The organism is Francisella persica ATCC VR-331, from assembly GCF_001653955.1.
Lineage (GTDB): Bacteria > Pseudomonadota > Gammaproteobacteria > Francisellales > Francisellaceae > Francisella > Francisella persica.
The window spans coordinates 1,491,685-1,514,825 of sequence record NZ_CP013022.1 but is presented as its reverse complement, the minus strand read 5'-3'; the positions used below and the strand labels follow the sequence as shown (position 1 = coordinate 1,514,825).

Genomic DNA, 23,141 nt, shown 5'->3' with positions numbered 1-23,141 from the left:
TTATTTATTGGATTTTTTATATACTTCTTAAGCTTTTGCGTTGCAGTATCTATGTACTCAGAAAAAGATTTTGGGTTAGAGTATATATCAGAAAATTTAAAAACCAGACCAATAAAAGAAGAAGATCGAGATTTCTGGTATGATTTACATGCATCGGAATCTGTTTGTAAATATTTTAGAGATGGTAAAACAAGAAGTGCTGAGCAGGTTAAAGCACAATTTGACAGAAGTCTCGCAAGGTTTAAAAATGGTGACCCAAGGTATTTACATGTGATAGAACAATTAATAGAAGGTAGATGGATTAAAGTAGGTGTTGTTGTATTAGGTGGCTCTTCCAAGCCTAAGTTTTTAGAATGTGCTATGATTACACACCCAGCTTTCGATACAGAAAGTAACCAATATTTGGATATTCCTTTTCAAAATAAAACTCTTGAATCAGAAAATCAAAAAGAAGTTAAAAATTCTATACACCCAATTTGGGGGAATAAAAATGCATCACGTATATTACAATGGGGGTTAAAAAATTATATTCCATTTATTTTAGAAACTAAAGCTAAATATTCTTGGGAAAATGACCAGGGAAAAGTGTTTGAAGAAGTATTTGATGGTTCAGAATATATTGGAATCTATGCAACTGCAACAAATCCAGCTTCTATGAAAGTTCTAACAAATTATGGTTTTACTGAGAAAGGTAAAAGTGAATGCAATTGGGGTAGTAAGTATATATATGAATTCTTATTTAAACCTTAAATTTAATTAGGTTCTAGAACAAAAATTTGTAATTAATGGCTGATGTAATTTAAAATGTAGCTTTCGAAGTTAAATTACATCAAGAACAAATAGAATGTTGTATTCATGAATCTAATTGGTCAATTATATTATCTTTTACAAGCTCAAAAAGGTTTATACAAACGACTTATAAAAGTTTAGAAAATTGATTAGAGTTGTATATTACGTACTTAAAACTGATATGCAATGGTTAATAATCCAGAATATTATGGTAAAAGTAGAGATATTCATAAGTGCTATAAGGTATGTGCATATAAGAGTATTGCAGTGAACTAATGGTTCAGATAAAGATTTAAGCAACTTAATTTGACCATTAAGTGTAAAAGCTTATGCTTGTCCTAGTGGTTACAAAATTAATGGTAATGATAAATGGTAGAATTACATATGTATTTGCCAAAAATAACAAACACTGAAACAAAAAAAGACAATCTTTAACTAAAAATTACTAGAAGCTTTATCTGGCTCAAAAAAATACTAGATAAAGTTAACATTATTAAACTTTTATGTGAGCTTGGACTTAGCGCATTTGTTAAAATTAAATTGAAATGATCAAATAAATTGTTAGGATGTTAGCAAAGCTCAATATAAAGAAATTAACATAACAATTCATATATGAGTGAGCTTATATTATCTATCTATAGTATAGATATTAAAGCAACTATATTTTCGGTAATATTGTCAGCAGGTCACGTTACAGTAGTTGTAATTACTTTAGGATATTACCTAAGTCATGGTAATGTAGTTCCTACTGTCACTGTGATATATTTTTCTTTATATTTACTTTTTGTTAGTAAGATTATTTTTTGACTCAATTAAACACAGTAAGCAAGAAGAAATGTAAGAATGATTTTTGTCAGTAATTGAGGAATCTTATCAGAATTTATACTTGGAAAAAAGCTCAATATCACAAATCATAGTGATCAACGAAATAATAAAATAGCTTATTAGATTTTGTCTAAGTCACATCCGACAAGTAAAGAAATCTTTTATGTTTTTAAATTACATCCTATAGATACACAGTCAAACAAAAACTTAAAAAAAATTATAAACCAATAACCAATCACCAAAATATGGCTATAGAGTAAAATATAAGTTTTTGAAAGCATTAGTATGTGAGTATGCTAGGCTAAAGTATGGTATAGATAGAAATGTGGGTTTTAAAACAAAGATTTATAATAGTGTTGGTCAATATAATCTTTTTGACTTAGATGATTCTAAATAATGCTATTAATCTTTTTATTGAATTACTTTCTGGTAGAAAAGTATATTATTTTAGAGCAGTATCAAAGTTTACTGATGTAAAAAGATTATTTAACTCTATAGAAACCTTGAGCATTAAGGTAATTAAAAAAATATAACCATGTCTTAGGCATTAAGCAATGTTTTTTAACTGTTGATATTGTAAGCAACGAGATTGAATTTAAAATAGGTGATAAATGTATTTGATGATATTCTAGTAAATATAAAAAAACTTGAGATGTCTCTTGTACATCTACACACTAGAAAGCTAAGTAAAGAACTAAGAAAACAATTATAAATAATAGATTAAATCAAAATTTATGCATAATAAAAACTCAGCTAAAAAGGTTAGATACTCAAATACAACAATGGTATAGATTATCTTTTAGTAAAGATGAGAAATTAACCAAATGTTTTTCTTTAAGATAAAATGAGAATGTCTTTAGCATATCAGATGTATGAATATATAAATCATAATTATAATTGTCAGACAAAAGAGTAATATATTAAAGCTTATGCAAGATAGATTAAAATAAAAAAATTAGAAGACTCTTCAGTTTTAACAGCTATAGAGATGTCTCGTGGTGCAAATCTTATTAGTATTGATTTAGTAATTCAGCCAATCAAAAATTAGATACTATTTATAATTTATATAAATTTGCTAAAACGAATATTTTTTGAACTTAGAAGGCAAATACAAAAAAATTAGTTGCACAATATGTCTAATTGAGAAATCTTCTGTACCTTGCTAACATCGTTTGATTACCACTAACCCCGCCACAATGAATATATATAATTGGTTTTGGTAGTTGATGATATTTTGCTAATAAAGTACGCCAAGCTATTGGATCATAAAGTAAGTCAAATTCGATTTTTGTTTCTCTAATTAGTTTTAGGTAGATATAGTAGTTGGCGATATCTAATTGACCAAAGCTATTTTTAAAATTTGGCGAGATGATCTTAGGATGAGCTAATTTAGCATCTATACTAGCAAATTGTTCTTTTAGATATTCTGAGCTACCAACACATGGTATTGTATAGACTTTATTTGCTAAATATTTCTCAAGATATAACGCTGTTGTACCCGTGCCAGCTGCAATTACAACACTATAGTTATTTATATTATTTATTTGACAATACTTGTTAATTTCTAAAGCACATGCAGCTATGCCTTCCTCAGCATCGGCATTTTTCCCGCCTTGATCAAAAAAATAAAGACTATTTTCTATCTGATAATTTGTTTTTACACTTTCTAAGTTAAGAGGGTTTGTTGTTTCAAATAGTTGCATACCATTTGCTAAAGATAGTTTAAGGTTACCATTTTTATTTTGCTTTAGAAACTTAGGTATAGGTTTGATCCAGTAATGAAAATCCCAACCTTTAAGCTTAGCTAATTGTGCTAATGCCAACATAAAGTTAGACTGATTACCACCAAAAGATATAATCGTTTGGATATGTGAATATTTATCATGGTTGTTTAGATGATAAGCAAGTTTTCTAGCTTTGTTACCAGAAAATATAGGGTGACTTAGGTCATCCCTCATTACAATAAAATCTTTATTTTCAAAAGATATTTTTTGAAATAGGGATAACATCTAGAACAATTATTCTTCTAGAAGCTCAAACTCATCTTTACCAACACCGCAGTCAGGGCATTCCCAATCTGCTGGGACATCTTCCCATCTAGTACCTGGTTCGATACCATCTTCTGGCCATCCTTCAGCTTCATCATAAATCAAACCACAAACGATACAAATGTATTTTCTATATTCCATAACAACTCTAAAACAATGATTAATAAATAAAAAGATGAAACATTTTAGCATTATAAAAATTGTATATCCAGTATCTTTATAACAACCTTACAAGAGGTTATACTTAGATTCATAAACAAACATTTTACATAGATTTACTCGAAAAATATTATGTTATTTTCGACTAAAAGATCAGTTATTTGTTTAGGAATATCTTTGTCTAAATATCTTATAATAAGATGGTAAAAAGCATCTTTATTATTTTCATTAAAATATTTTTTGAAAGTTTTGTTAACGACACTTTCATGGCAAGCGAGAATTTTTTTGATATGTATCTTCGGATTAGTATTGCTAGTGCCAGTATCACATTGTTTAGGCGCAGTGGCTGCTATATTGAATCCTTTGCTGGTATAGTATGAGGTTATTCACTAAAAAATCTATCATTACTAAATATCGTAATGCTAAGGTAAGTTCGAAAATAGTAATAGCGTCCAACATATACTCGCTAACTTTGCTACAAATGTGGTATCTTTGTTACCTTCACCATAGATAATTGGTACTAGCTCAAAATTGTGATATATTTCAGTTTTGTTAAAGTTAGATCTTAGTTCTTGTCTATTGGAGCTATTGTACTCTATCGAAATTACCTGTAGATATATGTGCAAAATATATTGTAGTTTCATAGTATACTATTGCTAGTTTGAGATATTCCATGATTATTTGACTCATTACTATAGTATATATATTTACCTAAAAGCTGTGTTATTAGCTATATTTTGTTAAAATTATACTATATTTAGTAAAGTTTATAATTTATTATGATTAGTTTTGAATACACATATAGTTACTTATCAGAGCAATTTTACTCACACCAAGCAGTATACAAATATCCCAATGCAAAACTACTAATTTTAAATGATTGTTTAGCCGCTGAATTAGGTCTAGATTTAGTTGGTAATTCATACCAAGAATTGTTAAAGTTTTTTTAGGCTACACTAGTGAAAGGCCAATCTCACAAGCTTATGCTGGCCATCAGTTTGGTAATTTTACAATTCTAGGTGATGGGCGTGCTATATTAATGGGTGAATATAAAAAGCCAAATGGTGAGTTGGTTGATTTTCATCTAAAAGGTGTGGGTTTAACAAAGTTTTCAAGAGGAGGTGATGGCAAAGCAGCTTTAAAACCAATGCTTAGAGAATATATATTTGGTGAGGCGATGTATAACATAGGTATACCAACTAGCCGTATCCTAGCTGTTATAACCACTGGTGAAAACGTCCAAAGAAATAAGATAAAACAAGGAGCAATAGCTGTTAGAGTGGCCAGTAGTCATATCCGCGTAGGAACTTTTCAATATGCAGCAATCTTAGGTACTAAATATAGTCAAGAGCTTTTAAACTATACGCTAAAAAGACATAATAATAAGTTATGGAGAGAATAAAGCTCTAAGCCTACTTGATTATGTGATTGATAAACAAACAAGTTTAATAATAGACTGGGAAAGAGTAGGTTTTATTCATGGTGTTATGAATACAGATAATATGACTATCTCGGGTGAAACTATTGATTATGGTCCATGTGCTTTTATGGATAGTTATGATCCAGATACAGCGTTTAGCTCGATTGATCGTGATGGAAGATATGCTTTTGTAAATCAAGCATCAATCGCTGGATGGAATATTGCAAGATTAGCAGAGAGTTTGTTGAAACTTATTTCAGAAGATGAAGAAGAGGCTATTAAACTAGCTCAAGATAAATTGCAAAGCTTTTCTGAAATTTATAAGAATAAAAGAAAACAAATGTTTCTAACTAAACTAGGTTTTGAGATTGGCCAACCAGCTGGTGATGAATTAATTTCAGACTTACTTATAGCAATGTTTAAAAATAAACTTGACTATAACAACACCTTTTACAATTTAACTTATAAAAACTTTGTAGCATTTAAAGATAGTGGTTTGCGAGATTGGTTAGATAAATATATGATTAATAATGAGATAAATTTTGTAAATATGAAGAAAACAAATCCTGTAATTATTCCTCGCAATCACCAGGTAAAGAAAGCACTTAAGTCTTCCAAAGATGCTAAGCTTGGCGATTTATATAATCTTATAGCAGCATTTAAAACACATTATGAATTTAATAGTCTAACTGAGAAATATATGGAAGAACCGGCTGAAGAAGAAAAAGTTAGATTTACTTTTTGTGGTACTTAATAAGGTTTCATGAACGAAATTTTTTATAAATATGTATGACATGTAGTTAAATTATAGCTTTTGAAGCTAAATAACTACATGAAGCACTATATATGAATCTAAAAAGTTTTAGTAGTGTTATCAAACAATAATAGCTATTGTCATGCTACCGTTAATATTAAGTAGAGCCCTAAAGCTATCTATAATAGCATCAACGCCTATAAATTAGAGCAATCAGCTACCACATAGCAAGCTAAAATAAGAGAAAACTACACCAGCTGCAACAAAAAGCTGTACTATGTATCTCTTAGACTCCAAGTGAAGCTAGCATATAGATTAGTGAAATTAGTAATACTGTTGAGAAAGTAATACCAATGCCGGTAGCATTAATAGCCATTTGTTAATACTGATGTACAGCCATTCATACCTGGAGTTGTGTCCATAGTTGGGGCAAATGTGGCAACACTACCAATTATACTATATTACCCCATACTTGATCTAGAAGTAGCAGATGCGAGCATAGCCTTCCAAATAATTTTGTAGAATCTAACAATATTAGTTATAAATCAAACTAGAAGTGCGATGTGCAATTAACAAAGAAAAACCAAGAAGTATCACAAATATTTACTACAGCCATTACATTATTATTTTTGATGGGAAATATTATCAGGTAAGATAGAAACAATAGTTTTATTACAAAAATTATATTTGATTGTTAACGATTTGGCACTATCATATAGGATATAATCCAGATAATCCAAGCAATTTTTTTAAAAAAGTTACTGAAACGGTTTAATTTTATCAATAAATTTAAACAATATTAAAATTAAATTGAAGCTCATGGTAACTATGATTATTTTCTTATCAGCTATGAGAGGAATACTATATGGTTATGATATGGTGGTTATAAATAGTGCCTTCTTATTTATTAATAAAGATATTGGCTCATTTTTTATGTAAATCACCAAGATGGCTAGTATTGGTAGGTAAAGATAAAGAAGCAGAGGGAGTTCTTAATAAAATATTTAAGAAAAATTCCGCACAACGAGAATTAACTGAAATCTAAGAAGTTATTGAGAAATCTAAACAAGAAGATAGTGTTTTAAAATCTCTAAGCCATAGACAATATTTAGTTCTTTGTTAATTGTTTTTACAACAGCAATCCTAGCACAAATGACATTGTATTAATAGTATATTACAATTCTCAGCAACAATACTCAAAGAATCAGGTCTTAGCTCTAATTATGTCGCTATACTTGTAGGTGTTACAATCACTGCAATGAACTTTTAAGCAACTTTGACAGCAGTGTTTATAGCCAATTTTGGTACTTTTATGGGTTCATTATCACTAATAGCAACCGGTTTAGTTATGTCGCTAATTAGGCATAGTGAAACTCAAGGTTTCTAACCCTTTTGCTGGAATGGTTAGCTTTATTTTCTTTTTTGCTATTGGACTTGGTGCTTATATTTGGGTGATTATGTCAGAATTATTACCAGGAACTATTAGAAGTAAGGCTCTGTATAGCACTATTTTTTGAATAGTATGGCATCAGTAATATTAGCATCAGTATTTTACCTATTAACAATTTCTTAGGACATGGCAGCATGTTTTATATATGTGGTATATGTACTTTAGTTATATAGTTTTATTGTATTAAATTTGTACCAAGAACTACCCAGTCGTTCCCTAGAAGATATCATATCGAAGCAGAAAAATAATTTTTTGATATTTTTTGGTGTTTAATTTATAAAAATTTTTCGATAAATATTGTAATATAAATTAATTATTGAATAAATAATAAGATAAATGTTCAAAAGACTAACTCTAACAGTTATATTATTAATTCTTTCATTTAATCTATATGCACAACAATTAATAAATCTCTACAAAATTACTATTCCAAACAGTTTAGCTCTTTTGCCTTCACCTCCAGCTATTGACAGTATTGCTTTTATGAATGATAAAGCAATGTCACAAGTGACATTTTTATCTAAAAATAAAACCACTCAGCGCTATATTCAAGCAAAGATTGATGCTGGGTATACTACAAAAGAGATAGCAGAAAATTTTTCTGAAAGTTTTGGTCAACAAATTTCTAAAGAGAAAACACCAATTATATATAATCTAATAGATATAGCTAGCGAAGTTGCATCAAGGTCAGCAAGCTATGCTAAGAAAGAATATATGCGGGTAAGACCATTTGTATTTTTTGATAAATCTACTTGTAATCCATCAGGAGAGAAAAAATTAAGAAACAGTGGTTCTTATCCTTCCGGTCATACCACAGAAGGTTGGGCTGTGGCGTTATTACTTGCGGAAATAAATCCAGCAAATCAGCAGCAAATTCTTAAAAAAGGTTATGAATATGGACAAAGTAGAATAATATGTGGTGCCCACTGGCCTAGTGATGTACAAGCAGGATATCTACTTGGTAGTGCGGTGTTTTCTGCACTAAATGCAAATGATGATTTTAGAACTTTAATAACTCAAGCAAAGAAAGAATTAAAAATAAACTAGGCTGGATTAGCTATATCTATAAATTTTGTCTCAAAGTCAAACTTTTGTTTGAGTAAATCTGCAATAGCTTTTACACCTTCCTTTTCCGTAGCGTGATGGCCTGCTGCGATATAGTTTATACCTAGCTCATAAGCAAGATGGGTTGTTCTTTCGGAAATTTCACCTGATATAAAAGTATCGGCCCCAGCTTGGTATGCGTACTCGATAAAATCTTGAGCGCCACCAGTGCAGATAGCTACTTTGTTATTTTGCTGCTTAGCAGCTATTACAGTAGGTTTTCTCTCAAGTTTATTTTCTATTAAATTGCTAAAATTATCCAAATCTAATTTACACCGACCAATTATCGAAATATCTGGTTTAGATCCTGTTTCAAAAAATTTTAAGTTACCTAAGCCTAGTTTATTGGCTAGTAGAATATTGTTGCCAATTTTACTATGACCATCTAAAGGGAGATGGTAAGCAAAAAGATGTATACCATTTTTGATAAGTTTAGCTATACGCTGATATTTAATGCCAATTATTGGATAGTTTTCACCTTTCCAAAAATAGCCATGATGTACGACAATAGCATCAGCGTTTTCAGTAATTGCTTGATCAATGAGTTTTTGGCATGCTGTGACAGCTGTTATAACTTTTTTGATATCTCTATCGCCTTGGACTTGTAGTCCATTAGGACAGTAATCTTTGAATTGTTCAATAGCAAAATAATTATTCAAGTAATTTTCTAATTCTTTAAAGTACATAGCTTGTGAAAATTAATGTTTATAATGATATAATTTTAGATTGTATACTTTTCGAAGAATTATTTTAAAAAAAATATGATTTTTGGGTTCTTATATGAATAAAACAAATGTTGTAAAAGTTGGAAATGTTTTAATCGGTGGTGATAGTCCAGTTGTTGTTCAGTCAATGACAGATACATATACTGCAGATGTTGAAAAGACAGTTAAACAGATTTTAGTCCTACATAAAGCTGGTAGTGAAATAGTCAGAATTACAGTTAATGATGAGCCAGCTGCAGCTGCAGTTGCTGAGATTGTCAAAGAACTTGCTAAGCATGACTGTCATGTGCCTTTAGTTGGTGATTTTCATTATAATGGTCATACTTTACTGAGCAAATATTTAGAGTGTGCTAAAGCTTTGGCAAAATATCGTATAAACCCAGGTAATGTTGGCTTTGGTAAGAAAAAAGATACTCAGTTCGCGGAGATTATAAAAATTGCAATAGCAAATGACAAACCTGTGCGTATAGGTGTCAATTGGGGAAGTTTAGATCAAGCTTTATTGGCAAGACTAATTGATGAAAATAATGCTCAAGAGAATTCACTAAGCTTACAACAGGTAATACATAAGGCACTTATAACTTCAGCTTTAGAAAGCGCTAAATACGCAGAGGAGCTTGGACTAGCAAAAGATAAAATCATAATCTCATGCAAAGTAAGTGAAGTGCAAGATTTAATAGCAGTATATCAAAAGCTAGCTAAAGAGTGTGATTATCCTTTACACCTGGGATTAACAGAAGCTGGTATGGGTACGAAAGGTATTGTTGCTAGTGCTGTGAGTTTAGGAATTTTATTACAGCAAGGTATCGGTAATACTATTAGAGTTTCATTAACTCCAGCTCCAAATGCACCGCGTACAGAAGAGGTGCGTGTATGTCGTGAGATATTACAAAACTTAGGGATGCGTACATTTACTCCAAGTGTGACATCTTGCCCTGGTTGCGGTAGGACTACTAGTTCGTTCTTTAGAGAGCTTGCAAGTAAAGTTAAAGATTATTTAGATGAAAAAATGCATACTTGGAAAGAGCAATATCATGGTGTAGAAGCAATGAAAGTCGCTATAATGGGTTGTGTTGTCAATGGTCCGGGCGAGTCAAAAAATGCTGATATTGGTATAAGTCTACCAGGTAGTGGTGATTCACCTGTTGCACCAGTTTTCATCGATGGTAAAAAATCGTATACCCTAAGAGGAGATAACATCTCTAAAGAGTTTATAAAAATTGTAGAAAATTATGTTCAAGATCGTTATAGTAAAAAATAGGTAAATTTTAGAAGATGTCAGTAGTTTTTGTTAATACACCTTTTGCTAGACTTAAATTAGGTTATACAAATAATACTCAAGGCTTTAGTAAAGAAAAATACGCTAAGTTTAATCTAGCTGATCATGTTGGCGATAAACACTTAGCTGTAGAAAAAAATCGTAATTTATTTAAATCATATCTTAATGCTGATATAAAGTGGCTAAGACAAAATCATACTAATATTGTTAAAAGTTTCGATGAATATAATGGTGATTTTTGTGATGCTATTATCACTGATAAACCTAGGCAAGCTTGCGTAGTTTTGACAGCAGATTGTTTACCTATTATCTTATTTGATAAGAAAATGACAAAAGTTGCTGCAATACATGCAGGTTGGCGAGGTTTATATCAAGGTATACTAGAAGTAGTTTTGAAAGAGTTTGTTGGGCTAGAGTTAGTAGCTTGGTTTGGTCCTTGTATATCTGCTAATTTCTATGAGGTTGGCAGCGATGTTTATGATAAATTTATTGAGCAACATCAGGCATTTGGTCAAGCATTTCGTTCAAAAAGTGAAGATAAATATCTTTTTGATATGAAGCTAATTGCTAGACAGATATTAAATGATAGTAATTGTTTTGATATAGTTGACTCTGGTTTGTGCACTTATAATAATAAAAGATTCTACTCTTATCGTAAAGATGGTGTCACAGGCAGACAAGCTACATTTGTGTGGTTTGAGTAAGTTTTAATAGGGGATAATATGTCTGAGAAATTACAAATCTTAAGAAATTTAATGCAAGAAAAAGGCTATGATTTTTATATTGTGCCTTCTGTAGATGATCATAATAATGAGTATGTCCCTAAGTGTTGGCAGTACCGTGCTTGGATAAGTGGATTTGATGGTTCAGCTGGAGATGTTTTAGTTGGTATGGATAAAGCATATCTTTTTACTGATGGTAGGTATTTTCTCCAAGCTGAGCAACAATTAGACAAAGATGATTTCGAACTAATAAAGCAGTTAGGTTTTGTACCTGAAATTGTCAAGTGGCTATGGAAAAATGCTAAGGGAAAAACTATTGCTGTAGACCAAGCTAAACTTAGTTACAAAAGTGCTTTAGAGTTGTTGGATTTTCTTAATAGCAATGATTATAGTGTGATTTTTGATCAAAATAACCTTGTGCATAAAGCTCAGCAAGAGCTTGGTCAATTAGCTGATATTCCATGTACAGCAATACAAGAGCATGCTATTCAATACTCTGGTAGAAGTGTTGCTTCTAAAATTGAAGAGCTAAGACGCACAATTAAAGAAACAAGCTCAGATTTTTATGTGGATTCAAAATTAGATCATATAGCATGGTTATTAAACATTAGAGGTAGGGATGTTGAATGCACACCTTTAGTAATAAGTTATTTATTTGTTTCTCTAAATGAGATAATTCTATATGTTGATGATAGAAAGGTTACTCCAGAAATAAAAAAATACTTCTATAATAATCATATTCAAATTAGGGATTATTATCAATTCTACCAAGATTTAGAGTCAATTACTGGTAAGTATTTATTAGATGGCGCTAATATCAACTATAAAGTTCCACAAAGTATCAATAAGAATCAAAATAGTAGCTGCTATTTCTTAATGGTCGATTCTCCAGTAGGTTTGAGCAAAGCTCTAAAAAATCCTGTTGAAATTAGCGGTGCAAAAGAAGCTCATCGTAAAGATGCTGCAGCATTTATATCATGGTGGCATTGGATCGAGAATAGCTATCAAGGAGTTGATGAGATTCAAGCTGCGGCTAAGCTAAGAGAGTTTCGTGCACAACAACAAGGCTATGTTGAAGATAGTTTTTCGTACATAGTAGGTCATGCAGCAAATGGTGCAATTATTCATTATATGGCAAAAAAAGATGCTAATTTGAAAAAGATTGATGACCAAGCACCTCTTTTATGTGATTCTGGAGGACAGTATAGAGAGGGGACTACAGATATTACTAGAGTACTTCACTTTGGTAAACCATCAAAAGAACATAGAAGGTACTATACTTTAGTTCTAAAAGGTCATTTAGGGCTTGGTAGAGCAGTATTTCCTAAAGGTACTACAGGATCACAGCTTGATGTTTTAGCACGCGAGCATTTATGGCATTTCTGTGCAGATTATACTCATGGAACAGGTCATGGAGTAGGAAGTTTCTTAGGAGTACATGAAGGACCACAAAGAATAAATTCAGTCTCAAAAGTTGAGCTAATGCCTGGTATGATTTTAAGTAATGAACCAGGTGCATATTTCCAAAATGAGTTTGGTATCAGAATAGAAAACTTATGCTATGTGAAACAGCGTAATCAAGGGTCGCCTACAGGTCATGGGCCATTTTACTGTTTTGAAGATCTAACTTTGGTACCTTATGAATACAAACTAATCGAGACTTGGATGCTAACTTATACTGAAAAGAAAACTATAAATAATTACTATAGTAAAATTAGAAAAGAGGTATTACCTTTGATAAATGATCCACAAGTTAGAGAATTTTTATTATTCAAAACAAGACATATAAAATAGTCAAAATACCTATTATCTTTATCAGTCAAATAATAGGATAATTTTCAGGTATGAAAAGTTAATAGCTTTTATTTTTTTGAAAATAAATAAAAAAAGTATTTTAAGATGACAAAAAAAACACCAAAGCAAAAAAATACCAAAAGGCAAACGACTAGTAAGCTGATAAGTTTAAAAATATTTGTACTACTAGCTTTGACTATAGGTGGTGGCTTTTCTGGTATCTTTTTTGATAAATTTGACTTAAAAGAAAAGTTTATAAACTTTAGACATGCAGTATATAACTATTTCACTAATGAGCCAATAAAGCACTATACTGCCAAAGATAATGCGAATATTATTGCTAGATTTTTTTCACAAAGTGATGAGTCGAAAAAACAACAGCAACAATCAAATGAATTTTATAATCTTAAGCAGTATCCACCAGTTAGAACTTTACCAGCAGTTACTGATTATTGTCATGGTTTTCTAGCCTATGGTAATCCTAGTTATGGTGTAACTGAAGGTTTAGGGCAGGCAAATCTTTATCTATGTCGTGATGGTTATGTTGTTGGTTATAACTATCAAACTAAAGAGGCAAGCTGGGTAGCATTTAAGTTGACAAAATCAAAAGTAGTCAATCATCTTAAACGTGATGATAAATTCAAAGAAGACAATGATGTACCATTTGTATATAGAGCGACATTAGATGATTATTCTCGTTCCGGTTATGACAGAGGGCATTTAGCTTCGTATGCATCTATAGATTTTAGCAAGAAATCTGCAGATCAGTCGTTCTTGTTATCAAATATTTTACCGCAAAAGGCAGAGCTAAATAGGCAAGGATGGGAAAGACTTGAGACAGATGAGCGAATCTGGGCGAATATGTATGATAGTATATATGTCTATACAGGACCAATATACAAAAAACAAAAAATTCATAAAACTATAGGTGGTAATAAAATAGCTGTACCTGATTATTTCTTTAAGATAATTTATGTACCTTCTAATAATAAGGCAATAGCTTTTGTAATGCCAAACGCGAGGGTTGATAAAACTAAGATTGCTAACTATAGAGTATCAATAAAAAAGATCCAAAATCTTACGGGATTAAAGTTTTTGACTAATATTCCAGATCGAGATTCTGTTATAAATAATGTCTCTTCAATGTGGCGTATTGCTTATTTATAACTGTTGGTTAGATCATTAGTTATCAACTTAGCAGCCTGCTTTATCATTAGGATTTGTATATAATAGTGCAATAGTTTGCTGGTTTTTAAGCCATATAATAATAGCAGCCACATCATTAGTAGCTGCATATTGGCCATAAGTTTCAGTTTTATAGCCAATTATCCAATTTTTAGGCATACCAGAAGCTATTTTATTTGCACCAGTATTGTTATCTTGTAGGTGCTTTAAAATATCTTTAGTAATATTTTGGAGTTGTTTTATTTATATCACTATCCAGGCTAAGTGTAATTAATTTCTGATTCATCAGCTACGATTATAGTCTCATTATCACCTAATTTTTTATGAATTTATTTAAGTTTTATAAACCATCTAGTTCTCTACTAAGATATTAGCAGTAGATTATCACTTAGAATAGCAGCATAATTTAAGTTGTGAAATAGTTAAGCTTTTGCCGACATTTTTAGCAGTGATAGGTGCATATCCAAGTGTATCAGTATCAATTTTTAATATCATAATCTTATTTATCTAATAAGCCTTGATTACGTATATCATAATCTAAAACTGCACTAAATAATAAAAACTTGAAAACACTACAAATATGAGTTTTGATTATTATTTTATAGCTTTTTTATTGATAGTTTAAATACCAAGTTTACCACCATTTATTTTTCTAGGTTTTTGAAAGAACCTTGCAAATTAGAGTTATCTAGTATGAGAGTTTGGATTAATTATAAAGTTGTTACTAATAAACACATTGTTTCAGCCTTTGTAGCTAAACAAACAACATCTAAAGTTTATACAAAAAATTGCTACATAAAAAGTTTCAAATTGCTTTAATTTGATATGCTAATAGCTCAATACTTTTTATAAAGTATATGCTTAGATTTGTTAATTACAATTCTAGTATTTGATGTATCATAGAAATGTTTTATATTTAATTATAGAAAAGCTAGCTTGGCCTTTACCAATTGTGCAACTAATATTAATATGTTTAGAATGTTTCATTTGGCTATAATTCTTAGCATTAAGAATTTCAGTCTTTATATTAATATTATTATAATTTATCTTATAAATTACATATTCTAGTACTGATTAATTTGGGTATTGTTGATTATTTTCTAGTAAAATGGACATCTAAAAGTATGGAATTACTGTGAATAATTATTGATTTAGGACTAAATTGCCCGAATGCTTTTATTTCTGGTTTACAATTTGGGAAATTTATAACAACTGTAGTAGTATTTTTTCCAGCTTTTACAGCATTTACAGGATAACTATTTAACTCTTTGCTAAAACCAATACTAGTTAGTGATATTACCAACTAATGTTAATAATACGAGTAGTTTTTTCATATTTTCTTTACACTCCTTAATTTACTACTATTATTTCTTCTTTTATTTGAAAAATAAAATAGTAAAATGATATGCATCTTTAGTGATTCAGTGAAATTTATAGCTACTTAACTAGAATAAAATACAATGTTATAACAAAATAAGTTATTTTTATTCACTTTTTATTTATGAAACAGGTTACTTCATTATGTAAAAAATATTTAAACTGATTGAAATTAAAAAACTTAAAAAATATTTATATAATAAGGTTTTGAAAAATTCTTCACTTTCATATATCAATAATTTGTTATAGTTTTTTATGTTTTTATTAAACTCATTTATTTCTAATTTTGGGAATAACCTAAAAAATGTTTAAGCAGCAGTATATTATTTTAGGTGGGTTACTCTAAATAACTAAAATTTTAATGAGAAAGATAAGATTAAGTTCATACAATCAAAACAAATTAATCAAGTTATTAATGCAGGAAGTACAGCGTGAACTATAAAAATTATTATCAATGAACAAAACTACAGCTAATTATTGGATTAAGTTATACTTAGATAAGTCTTACGACTAGTTATAATTTATTTATATTTAGATTTAAATTAACAACACATCTCTTAAACCTTTAATTTTTATATCAGTAATTGTGAAATCACTTAAAAAGCCTAATAAGTCTGCTGCAATAAATTTAGGAAATGCTATGTATAATAAACAGAATACTTATTTAAATTTTTTATGCAATTGCCGGTATCTTAAAGCTTTAAATATCATAATTTCCCGAAGTGATCAAGATAAGAAACTATGTACATACTTGGATTTATTGGTGGCTACGAAAAATATTAGGCTCCAGTTTTTATGATATTTGATAAAAATGGTAATTTCATAGCTAGGTCAAGTTTTGCTTATATCAAGAGATAGACACTATTGAAATTAGTTATGTAATTGATCATAAATATTGTTGTGAAGGTTATGCTACAAAGATAGTTACGAATCTACTTAATTTGGCAGAAAATAATTTAGAACATAAGTAAATTTTTACTTTTATTCTAGTAAAGCATTTAGCTTTTATAGAAGGCAAAAATGGAGTCTGTAGATATAAGAGAGCGCTTCAATGTGTTGAATGTGTTGTATATAAAAATTATTTTGAGTATTTATCTTTTATGATTAGTCCGATAGCTATACTAAATATCAATAATAACCAAACTAGCGACATACCAACACTTATCCAAATAGTATGATAATCATTTAGATATATAGTTTGCTTAAGTGTAGCACGAGTATCTTTAGGTAGCTCTTTAATAATTTTCCCATTAGGCTCAATAACAGCGGTGATACCATTACTAGTAGTTGTAAGAACATATTTAGCATTTTCTATTGCTCTGACTTGAGATATTTGTAGTTGCTGCTCGCGAGCGATTGAGTCACCAAACCAAGAGTCATCACTAATGATAGAAATAAGCTTAGCACCTTGTAGCTGATCACGGACCTGCTCGGGATATGCAACTTCATAGCAGATAAAATTAGCTAGAGGTTGACCAAAAGCTGTCATAATTGGTTGAATCTTGTCACCAACATTGAAGCTACTTAAACCTACACTATCAACATAACCAAAAACTTTGATTGGGAAATACTCACCAAATGGGACTAGGTGATGTTTATTATATATTCCTTGACCGTTACCAATAATAATTGAACTATTGTAAATTTTAGTTCTAGATGCTGTTTGATCAATACTTAGTGAGCCAATAAGCATGGCATTATTATTTTCATCAGCTAGCTCTTTAAGATTATTAAAATATGAGCTCATATATTGTCTATAATTAGGAATCGCATTTTCAGAGAGGATTATTAATGAGTTTTTATATTTAGCTGCGACTTGTTGATAGTATTTCTGCATCCTAGAAAAATTATCAGGATCCCACTTAAATCCTTGGACAAAATCTCCTTGGATTAATACTACCTTTTGAGGCTGTTTTGTTTGAGTCTCAGGCTGGCAATATTTGATAGTGACACCACCTATATATAAAATAGTTATGATAAAGATTACACTAACTGTTTTCTTCAAAGTAGTTTTATTACAAATATAGAAAGTTATCAAACATCCAATAAAAGCAATAATATAACTAACTAAATAAACACCACCAATATTAGCATACCATATTAGAGGCGATTCAGTCTGTGAATAGCCTAGTGATACCCATGGAAAGCCACCATAGAGTAGATTAGCTTTAACTATTTCAAAAAGTGTCCACAAAGCAGAGTAGATTAGTAGTTTGGCAAAATTATTAGCTTTGCGCGTGAGGATATAGCTAAATGTACCAAAAGGTATTATATGTAAGAAACTTAACGAGATTACCACAGCAATTGTTGTAAATAAACCAGCAGAGATTGATTCAGTAAATAAATGTATACTTATATATATCCACGATATACTAGTGCCAAAGAAACCAATCCCAAATAATGCTGCGGTAAAAAATGCACTGCGAATTTTAGTTGCTTTATTTAGCTGATAGAAAAAAAGTACTAAAGATACTAATGCTAGTATATCAATACGGAAAGGTGCAAAAGCTAAAGTGAGTATAGCACCGCTTAATAGCGGTGGAATTATTCTAAATATTAACTTTTTCATTATTTCTTAAACTTTTCGACTAAAATCTTAATGATTTTTCTATTATCAGCCTCTTGTACTATAAATTTCAAGCCATCAACGACGATACTATCACCCTTTTGAGGTAAACACTCTAAAGTTTGAATAATCATGCCAGCAATAGTGTCATAATCGCTATTATCATCTATTGATGTACCAAAATACTCATTGAAGTATTCTATTGTAGTTGTGGCATCTAATATAAACTTATCATCTGCTACTTTAACTATGTTTTGGCTAGTAATATCAAATTCATCTTCAATATCACCAACAATTTCTTCTAAAACATCCTCAATAGTAATTAATCCAGAAATAGCACCATATTCATCAACAACTATGGCAATATGATTTTGACTATTTTTGAAATCTTTAAGCATTGCGTTAAGTTTTTTAGTTTCTGGGATAAAGATAGCAGGTCGCAGAATATTTTTGATATCTTCGGCTTTTAGCTCTTCATCATCAGCTGATTCAATTTCTTTCTCAAAGATTAGTTTTAGTAGGTCTTTTGAGTGTAAAATTCCTAGCACTTCAGATTTGTTTTCACAGTAGACAGGTAAGCGTGTATGACTAGAGTTTATTGTTTTTTTTAAGATTTCTCTAATAGACATAGACATATCTACAGCAACAATTTTTGTATGTGATATCATAATGTCACCAACATCTAGTGATGATATTTTCATCGCACCTATTAGCATATTCTGTGATGTTTTATCAATGACCTCATTAGTTGCGGCCCTATTGATAACATCAATAAGAGCATCTTCACTTTTTATATTAAAAATGCTTGAGGTAATTCTTTTTATAAAAGGATTATTGTCTGCCATTTTGATTCTCTTGTTCAATATATGGATTAGCTATTCCTAGCTGTTCTAATAGTTGTATTTCTAAATTCTCCATCACTTTGGCTTCTTGATCATCTTGGTGATTATAACCAAGCAAGTGTAGCAAACCATGGATAAAAATATGCTGCCAATGATCATGGAGTTTCTTTTTTTGCTCTTTGGCTTCTTTCTCTAGTACCATTGGTGCTATGATAATGTCACCTAAGAAATCAGCAGTAATATCATCAGGTAAGCCTTGAGGCTTCTCAAATTCAAAAGAGATGATATTTGTTGGCTTATCTTTATTACGGAACTGTTTATTTATCCGCTGAATTTCATCATTTGAGACAATACTTACATTCACTTCAGCATGGCTGATATGGTGTTTGTCTGCTACAAGTTGTAGGCATTTTAGCAGTAAATCTTGGCTAGGTATGGGGTGTTCGTCATCATTGATAACATTTATATTTAGACTATCCATTTTTAGTTTTCTCCTCGTGCTTATCGTAAGCATTAACTATTTTCTGAACTATTTGATGGCGGACAATATCAACTGATTTTAAGTAGCTAATAGCTACACCTTCGATATCATTAAGGATTGATAAAGCATGGATTAATCCTGATGTAACATTTTTTGGTAAATCTACTTGGGTGATATCGCCCGTTATAACAGCTGTAGTACTAAAACCAATTCTCGTTAAGAACATTTTCATTTGCTCTTTTGTGGTATTTTGGCTCTCGTCAAGGACGATAAAAGAGTCATTGATTGTTCTACCACGCATATATGCCAGCGGAGCAATCTCAATAGCTTGCTTTTCTATTAGCTTGGTGACTTTTTCTACTCCCATAAAATCAAACAAAGCATCATACATTGGGCGTAGATATGGATCAATCTTTTGGGTTAGATCACCTGGTAAAAAGCCAAGTTTCTCACCAGCTTCAACAGCAGGGCGTACTAGTACAATTCTTCTAACTTCACCTTTCTCATAAGCTGCTACAGCACAAGCAATTGCAATGTAGGTTTTACCTGTGCCAGCAGGACCAACACCGAATGTGACAAAGTTATTTTTGATATTCTCTAGATATATTGCTTGGTTGTGTGTACGCGCTTTGAGCTTTTTGCTTCTTAGTTGAACTTCAGCTTCTTCAAATTTTTTGCGTGACTTAGCGGTGGCAGCGACTTTATCTTTAGCAGTAGCATTGAGGATAGTTGTAATCTGCTCTAAATCAATCTTAGTATTACCAGCTAGAATTTCAGCATAACATGATTTGATAAATCTTTTTGCTTGGGTATTATTAGCTCTTGAATCACTAGTAACATCAAACTCATCAGCACGATGCCTAATATCAACATCAAAATAATTTTCTATAGCACGAATATTTTCATCAAGATTGCCACAAAGTAGCATCATTGCATCGTAGTTATAAGGTTCAAGAACAAATTGAGTTTTATTCATAGATTAAATAAGTTCCCCTCTTAGAGAGTTTGGTAGGCTTTCAGTTATTTTAACCATAGCAAACTTACCAATCAAAGACTTATCACCCTTAAAGTTTACAACTCTGTTATTTTCTGTCCTTCCAGCAAGGATATTATGATCTTTTTTAGATGTTCCTTCTACTAGAATTCTCTGGTTAGTGCCAACCATATGTCTAGAGATTATTTGAGCATTACTATTTAGTAAATCCTGTAGTCGCTTAAGACGATTTTTTTTGACTTCCATAGGAGTGTCATCTGGTAAATCAGCTGCTAGAGTGCCAGGGCGCTTGCTATAGATAAAGCTAAATGATTGGTCAAAGTTGATTTCTTTTACTAAATCTAGTAGTTTTTGGAAATCTTCTTCTGTCTCACCAGGGAAACCAACAATAAAATCAGATGAAATTACAATATCAGGGCGAATCGCTCTTAATTTTCTAATTTTTTGTTTAAACTCTAAGATAGTATGGTTTCTTTTCATATTAATAAGAATTCTATCTGAACCATGTTGGACTGGTAAATGTAAGTGGTTAGCAAGTTTTGGTACAGTTGCATAAGCATCAATCAAGTTTTGTGAAAACTCAACTGGATGTGAAGTAGTAAATCTAATTCTCTCAATACCATCTATCTCAGCGATAAAGTGGATTAGCAAAGCAAGGTCTGCTGTTTGACCATTCTCCATTGGGCCTAAATAGTGGTTGACATTCTGTCCAAGTAAGGTTATCTCTTTCACTCCTTGTTCTGCTAAGATAGCACATTCTGCTAAGATATCTTCAAAAGGTCTATTTACTTCTGGGCCGCGGGTATATGGTACTACACAGTATGAGCAGTATTTATCACAACCTTCCATAATAGATACATACGCCTTAGCACCTTTAGCTTTTGGCTCTGGCAGATAGTCAAATTTTTCCACCTCAGGAAATGATATATCAACTTGAGGTTGTTGAGTTTTTTGTTTTTGCTTAATCATCTCTGGAAGTCTATGAATAGTTTGTGGACCAAAAACTATATCAACAAAGGGTGCTCTTTTGATAATATTTTCACCCTCTTGTGAAGCAACACAACCACCGACACCTATTATTAGATATTCGTTAGTTTGTTTCAGACCTTTCCATCTTCCAAGCTCATGGAATACTTTTTCTTGAGCCTTTTCTCTGATAGAGCAAGTATTAATTAAGATTATATCTGCATCTTTATAATCATCTGTTTTTACAGTATGAAAATGCTCATTTAGCACCTCATGTATTCTAGCAGAGTCATATTCATTCATTTGGCAACCCAAAGTTTTTATGAAAACTTTTTTTTGTTCTTTCATTTAATCGAAACCCTTTATTTTGTAGTATAGCTAAAGTGCTATTAATATTAAATATAATAAATACATAAACTGATCTGTGCTAATCTTGTCACGATTTAAATTAAGTTATATTTTAAACTCTTACCTTGGGAGTAATAAAGGTTATTAAATATAAAATACTCTAAGATTCTACCACAAAATTTAACTAAAAGCACTTTTAGAGTCTAGACTAATTCGCTTAATTAATGTAAAATACTCGAAGCTTTCTTAACGTATTAACTTCGATGAGGCAAAATCAATTTACAAAAGATGATATTTGGCAGTATTGTCTTGAGCATACTAGTGATTTATCAGATAATCTCAAGCAGCTAAGCTATTACACCCGCAAAAATATTCACGGTGCGCAAATGCTTTCAGAGAAGATAGTCACTAAATTACTACAATTTTTTGTTTTTGCTAGTAGGGCGAAAGTGTGTGTTGATGTTGGTACATTTACAGCGATGTCTGCAATTGCAATGGCTGAGGCATCGCCAGATACTAAAGTATATACTATAGATAGACCTAATCAGACAGGTGAGCAGCTAGCAAACCGGTTTATTGCTAAATACCCAAATATCGAATATTGCCAAGGTAATGCTATAGATATTTTACCAACATTACCAAATCAAATAGATATTGCTTTTATTGATGCTGATAAAAAACAGATACAAGAGTATTTTGACATTTTAGTCGCTAAACTAGCATATACTGGTGTAATCATAGTTGATGACATACTCTGGCGTGGTGAAGTTTTAGATCCTCAAGACAAGTGCGCTAAAGCCTTAGACGATTTTAACAAATATGTAAATCAACGCGATGACCTAGAAACATTAGTCTTACCTATTCGTCATGGTATCAGTATCATAAGAACAAGAACTTATCAATATCGATGAGAAAAATAATATTAAATCTTTGTAATTGCTATACAGTTTTGTTTTGTAACAGCTTATGCAGTTACATGTGACAGTGTAAGTATTGATGGTGTTAAGTGGTATCATGATTCTGATGAAAAAAAAAAGAGCAATCTATCTAGAGATCTATAAGCGGCACAATAGAACAAAGCATCAAGTTTTAAAGGGCATCTAAATAGGTACATGGGGCGTTATCTTGGATGTTGATGAGACAGTTTTATGTAACTCATTGCAAGAGTATGATAACTATAAAAATTATAGTTATAGTGCAGAAGAGTTTAGAAAAGGTGTAATTGAGCAAAAAGCAAAAGGTTTACCCGGTTGCTAAATTAACCCATCTTGTCCATAAACTAGGTGAGTATGTAAGTTTTGCCAAATCCATTT

The 23,141-nt window shown here is 30.9% G+C and carries 20 protein-coding genes and 5 pseudogenes; 13 read left to right on the top strand and 12 right to left on the bottom strand.

Features of this window, described 5'->3' with window-relative positions:
• Positions 1-51: 51 nt before the first annotated feature.
• The 3 genes from FSC845_RS06660 to FSC845_RS09410 all read left to right on the top strand — a co-directional run bounded on the left by FSC845_RS06660 (position 52) and on the right by FSC845_RS09410 (position 2,011).
• Positions 52-750, top strand: coding sequence for a GNAT family N-acetyltransferase (locus FSC845_RS06660; protein WP_064461229.1), 699 nt, complete (start codon positions 52-54; stop codon positions 748-750).
• A 651-nt stretch (positions 751-1,401) separates the two neighbouring features.
• Positions 1,402-1,596, top strand: coding sequence for a hypothetical protein (locus FSC845_RS09205; protein WP_227806596.1), 195 nt, complete (start codon positions 1,402-1,404; stop codon positions 1,594-1,596).
• 289 nt (positions 1,597-1,885) lie between these two features.
• Positions 1,886-2,011: a hypothetical protein gene (locus FSC845_RS09410; protein WP_257719631.1), complete on the top strand. Its 126-nt coding sequence runs from the start codon at positions 1,886-1,888 to the stop codon at positions 2,009-2,011.
• Between the two features lie 739 nt (positions 2,012-2,750).
• Here FSC845_RS09410 and FSC845_RS06650 read toward each other — a convergent pair.
• From FSC845_RS06650 to FSC845_RS06640, 3 genes and pseudogenes are all read right to left on the bottom strand, one after another.
• Positions 2,751-3,623, bottom strand: coding sequence for a hypothetical protein (locus tag FSC845_RS06650; RefSeq protein WP_064461228.1), 873 nt, complete (start codon positions 3,621-3,623; stop codon positions 2,751-2,753).
• Between the two features lie 9 nt (positions 3,624-3,632).
• On the bottom strand, positions 3,633-3,803 hold the full coding sequence (locus FSC845_RS06645) for a rubredoxin (protein WP_064461754.1): 171 nt from the start codon (positions 3,801-3,803) through the stop codon (positions 3,633-3,635).
• A gap of 87 nt (positions 3,804-3,890) precedes the next feature.
• A pseudogene (locus tag FSC845_RS06640) lies at positions 3,891-4,496 on the bottom strand (hypothetical protein).
• 104 nt (positions 4,497-4,600) lie between these two features.
• Here FSC845_RS06640 and FSC845_RS06635 point away from each other — a divergent pair.
• Positions 4,601-5,995 (top strand): annotated as a pseudogene (locus FSC845_RS06635) (protein adenylyltransferase SelO).
• Positions 5,996-6,093: 98 nt separating this feature from the next.
• Here the strand turns inward: FSC845_RS06635 and FSC845_RS09200 are convergent.
• Positions 6,094-6,564, bottom strand: a pseudogene (locus tag FSC845_RS09200) (cation:dicarboxylate symporter family transporter); the annotation flags it as partial.
• Between the two features lie 323 nt (positions 6,565-6,887).
• On the opposite strand from FSC845_RS09200, the gene FSC845_RS09195 reads away from it, so the two are divergent.
• The 3 genes from FSC845_RS09195 to FSC845_RS06630 all read left to right on the top strand — a co-directional run bounded on the left by FSC845_RS09195 (position 6,888) and on the right by FSC845_RS06630 (position 8,492).
• Positions 6,888-7,040, top strand: coding sequence for an MFS transporter (locus tag FSC845_RS09195; RefSeq protein ID WP_227806595.1), 153 nt, complete (start codon positions 6,888-6,890; stop codon positions 7,038-7,040).
• A 322-nt stretch (positions 7,041-7,362) separates the two neighbouring features.
• Positions 7,363-7,512: an MFS transporter gene (locus tag FSC845_RS09190; RefSeq protein ID WP_227806594.1), complete on the top strand. Its 150-nt coding sequence runs from the start codon at positions 7,363-7,365 to the stop codon at positions 7,510-7,512.
• Positions 7,513-7,781: 269 nt separating this feature from the next.
• A complete protein-coding gene (locus FSC845_RS06630) occupies positions 7,782-8,492 on the top strand; it encodes an acid phosphatase (protein ID WP_064461227.1) in 711 nt (236 codons plus the stop codon).
• Here FSC845_RS06630 and FSC845_RS06625 read toward each other — a convergent pair.
• On the bottom strand, positions 8,489-9,235 hold the full coding sequence (locus FSC845_RS06625) for a Nif3-like dinuclear metal center hexameric protein (protein ID WP_064461226.1): 747 nt from the start codon (positions 9,233-9,235) through the stop codon (positions 8,489-8,491). The two genes, FSC845_RS06630 and FSC845_RS06625, sit on opposite strands and share 4 nt — an antisense overlap.
• A gap of 94 nt (positions 9,236-9,329) precedes the next feature.
• On the opposite strand from FSC845_RS06625, the gene ispG reads away from it, so the two are divergent.
• The 4 genes from ispG to FSC845_RS06605 all read left to right on the top strand — a co-directional run bounded on the left by ispG (position 9,330) and on the right by FSC845_RS06605 (position 14,236).
• Complete coding sequence (gene ispG / locus FSC845_RS06620) at positions 9,330-10,535, top strand: flavodoxin-dependent (E)-4-hydroxy-3-methylbut-2-enyl-diphosphate synthase (RefSeq protein ID WP_064461225.1); 1,206 nt, start codon at positions 9,330-9,332, stop codon at positions 10,533-10,535.
• A 14-nt stretch (positions 10,536-10,549) separates the two neighbouring features.
• On the top strand, positions 10,550-11,257 hold the full coding sequence (pgeF, locus tag FSC845_RS06615) for a peptidoglycan editing factor PgeF (RefSeq protein ID WP_064461224.1): 708 nt from the start codon (positions 10,550-10,552) through the stop codon (positions 11,255-11,257).
• Positions 11,258-11,275: 18 nt separating this feature from the next.
• Positions 11,276-13,069: an aminopeptidase P family protein gene (locus tag FSC845_RS06610; protein ID WP_064461223.1), complete on the top strand. Its 1,794-nt coding sequence runs from the start codon at positions 11,276-11,278 to the stop codon at positions 13,067-13,069.
• Positions 13,070-13,174: 105 nt separating this feature from the next.
• The gene (locus tag FSC845_RS06605; RefSeq protein WP_064461222.1) at positions 13,175-14,236 is read left to right on the top strand and encodes a DNA/RNA non-specific endonuclease; all 1,062 of its coding nucleotides are present in this window, start codon (positions 13,175-13,177) and stop codon (positions 14,234-14,236) included.
• Here FSC845_RS06605 and FSC845_RS06600 read toward each other — a convergent pair.
• The 7 genes and pseudogenes from FSC845_RS06600 to miaB all read right to left on the bottom strand — a co-directional run bounded on the left by FSC845_RS06600 (position 14,227) and on the right by miaB (position 21,828).
• Positions 14,227-14,961 (bottom strand): annotated as a pseudogene (locus FSC845_RS06600) (serine hydrolase). The gene FSC845_RS06605 and the pseudogene FSC845_RS06600 sit on opposite strands and share 10 nt — an antisense overlap.
• 386 nt (positions 14,962-15,347) lie before the next feature.
• Positions 15,348-15,557 (bottom strand): hypothetical protein, encoded by a 210-nt coding sequence (locus tag FSC845_RS09185; RefSeq protein ID WP_227806593.1) that lies wholly within the window; start codon positions 15,555-15,557, stop codon positions 15,348-15,350.
• A 1,152-nt stretch (positions 15,558-16,709) separates the two neighbouring features.
• Positions 16,710-18,200: an apolipoprotein N-acyltransferase gene (lnt, locus tag FSC845_RS06590; RefSeq protein WP_064461221.1), complete on the bottom strand. Its 1,491-nt coding sequence runs from the start codon at positions 18,198-18,200 to the stop codon at positions 16,710-16,712.
• The gene (locus FSC845_RS06585) at positions 18,200-19,042 is read right to left on the bottom strand and encodes an HlyC/CorC family transporter (RefSeq protein WP_064461220.1); all 843 of its coding nucleotides are present in this window, start codon (positions 19,040-19,042) and stop codon (positions 18,200-18,202) included. Before FSC845_RS06585 ends, lnt begins: the two co-directional genes overlap by 1 nt.
• Entirely contained in the window at positions 19,029-19,520 is a 492-nt protein-coding gene (ybeY, locus tag FSC845_RS06580; RefSeq protein WP_064461219.1) for an rRNA maturation RNase YbeY, read from the bottom strand. Before ybeY ends, FSC845_RS06585 begins: the two co-directional genes overlap by 14 nt.
• Positions 19,513-20,496, bottom strand: a complete 984-nt coding sequence (locus FSC845_RS06575; RefSeq protein WP_064461218.1) for a PhoH family protein — start codon at positions 20,494-20,496, stop codon at positions 19,513-19,515. Before FSC845_RS06575 ends, ybeY begins: the two co-directional genes overlap by 8 nt.
• A gap of 3 nt (positions 20,497-20,499) precedes the next feature.
• Positions 20,500-21,828, bottom strand: a complete 1,329-nt coding sequence (miaB, locus tag FSC845_RS06570) for a tRNA (N6-isopentenyl adenosine(37)-C2)-methylthiotransferase MiaB (protein ID WP_064461217.1) — start codon at positions 21,826-21,828, stop codon at positions 20,500-20,502.
• A 263-nt stretch (positions 21,829-22,091) separates the two neighbouring features.
• Here miaB and FSC845_RS06565 point away from each other — a divergent pair, with 263 nt between their 5' ends.
• Together FSC845_RS06565 and FSC845_RS09820 are read left to right on the top strand one after the other, a co-directional pair.
• Complete coding sequence (locus tag FSC845_RS06565) at positions 22,092-22,739, top strand: O-methyltransferase (RefSeq protein WP_064461216.1); 648 nt, start codon at positions 22,092-22,094, stop codon at positions 22,737-22,739.
• A pseudogene (locus FSC845_RS09820) lies at positions 22,736-23,137 on the top strand (HAD family acid phosphatase); the annotation flags it as partial. The gene FSC845_RS06565 and the pseudogene FSC845_RS09820, both read left to right, overlap by 4 nt.
• Between the last annotated feature and the right edge of the window lie 4 nt (positions 23,138-23,141).

Coding starts and splice junctions, on each gene's coding strand:
- FSC845_RS06660 (WP_064461229.1), top strand. CDS start 52: ATGTACTCAGAAAAAGATTTTGGGTTAGAGTATATATCAGAAAATTTA.
- FSC845_RS09205 (WP_227806596.1), top strand. CDS start 1,402: ATGAGTGAGCTTATATTATCTATCTATAGTATAGATATTAAAGCAACT.
- FSC845_RS06650 (WP_064461228.1), bottom strand. CDS start 3,623: ATGTTATCCCTATTTCAAAAAATATCTTTTGAAAATAAAGATTTTATT.
- FSC845_RS06645 (WP_064461754.1), bottom strand. CDS start 3,803: ATGGAATATAGAAAATACATTTGTATCGTTTGTGGTTTGATTTATGAT.
- FSC845_RS06630 (WP_064461227.1), top strand. CDS start 7,782: ATGTTCAAAAGACTAACTCTAACAGTTATATTATTAATTCTTTCATTT.
- FSC845_RS06625 (WP_064461226.1), bottom strand. CDS start 9,235: ATGTACTTTAAAGAATTAGAAAATTACTTGAATAATTATTTTGCTATT.
- ispG (WP_064461225.1), top strand. CDS start 9,330: ATGAATAAAACAAATGTTGTAAAAGTTGGAAATGTTTTAATCGGTGGT.
- pgeF (WP_064461224.1), top strand. CDS start 10,550: ATGTCAGTAGTTTTTGTTAATACACCTTTTGCTAGACTTAAATTAGGT.
- FSC845_RS06610 (WP_064461223.1), top strand. CDS start 11,276: ATGTCTGAGAAATTACAAATCTTAAGAAATTTAATGCAAGAAAAAGGC.
- FSC845_RS06605 (WP_064461222.1), top strand. CDS start 13,175: ATGACAAAAAAAACACCAAAGCAAAAAAATACCAAAAGGCAAACGACT.
- lnt (WP_064461221.1), bottom strand. CDS start 18,200: ATGAAAAAGTTAATATTTAGAATAATTCCACCGCTATTAAGCGGTGCT.
- FSC845_RS06585 (WP_064461220.1), bottom strand. CDS start 19,042: ATGGCAGACAATAATCCTTTTATAAAAAGAATTACCTCAAGCATTTTT.
- ybeY (WP_064461219.1), bottom strand. CDS start 19,520: ATGGATAGTCTAAATATAAATGTTATCAATGATGACGAACACCCCATA.
- FSC845_RS06575 (WP_064461218.1), bottom strand. CDS start 20,496: ATGAATAAAACTCAATTTGTTCTTGAACCTTATAACTACGATGCAATG.
- miaB (WP_064461217.1), bottom strand. CDS start 21,828: ATGAAAGAACAAAAAAAAGTTTTCATAAAAACTTTGGGTTGCCAAATG.
- FSC845_RS06565 (WP_064461216.1), top strand. CDS start 22,092: ATGAGGCAAAATCAATTTACAAAAGATGATATTTGGCAGTATTGTCTT.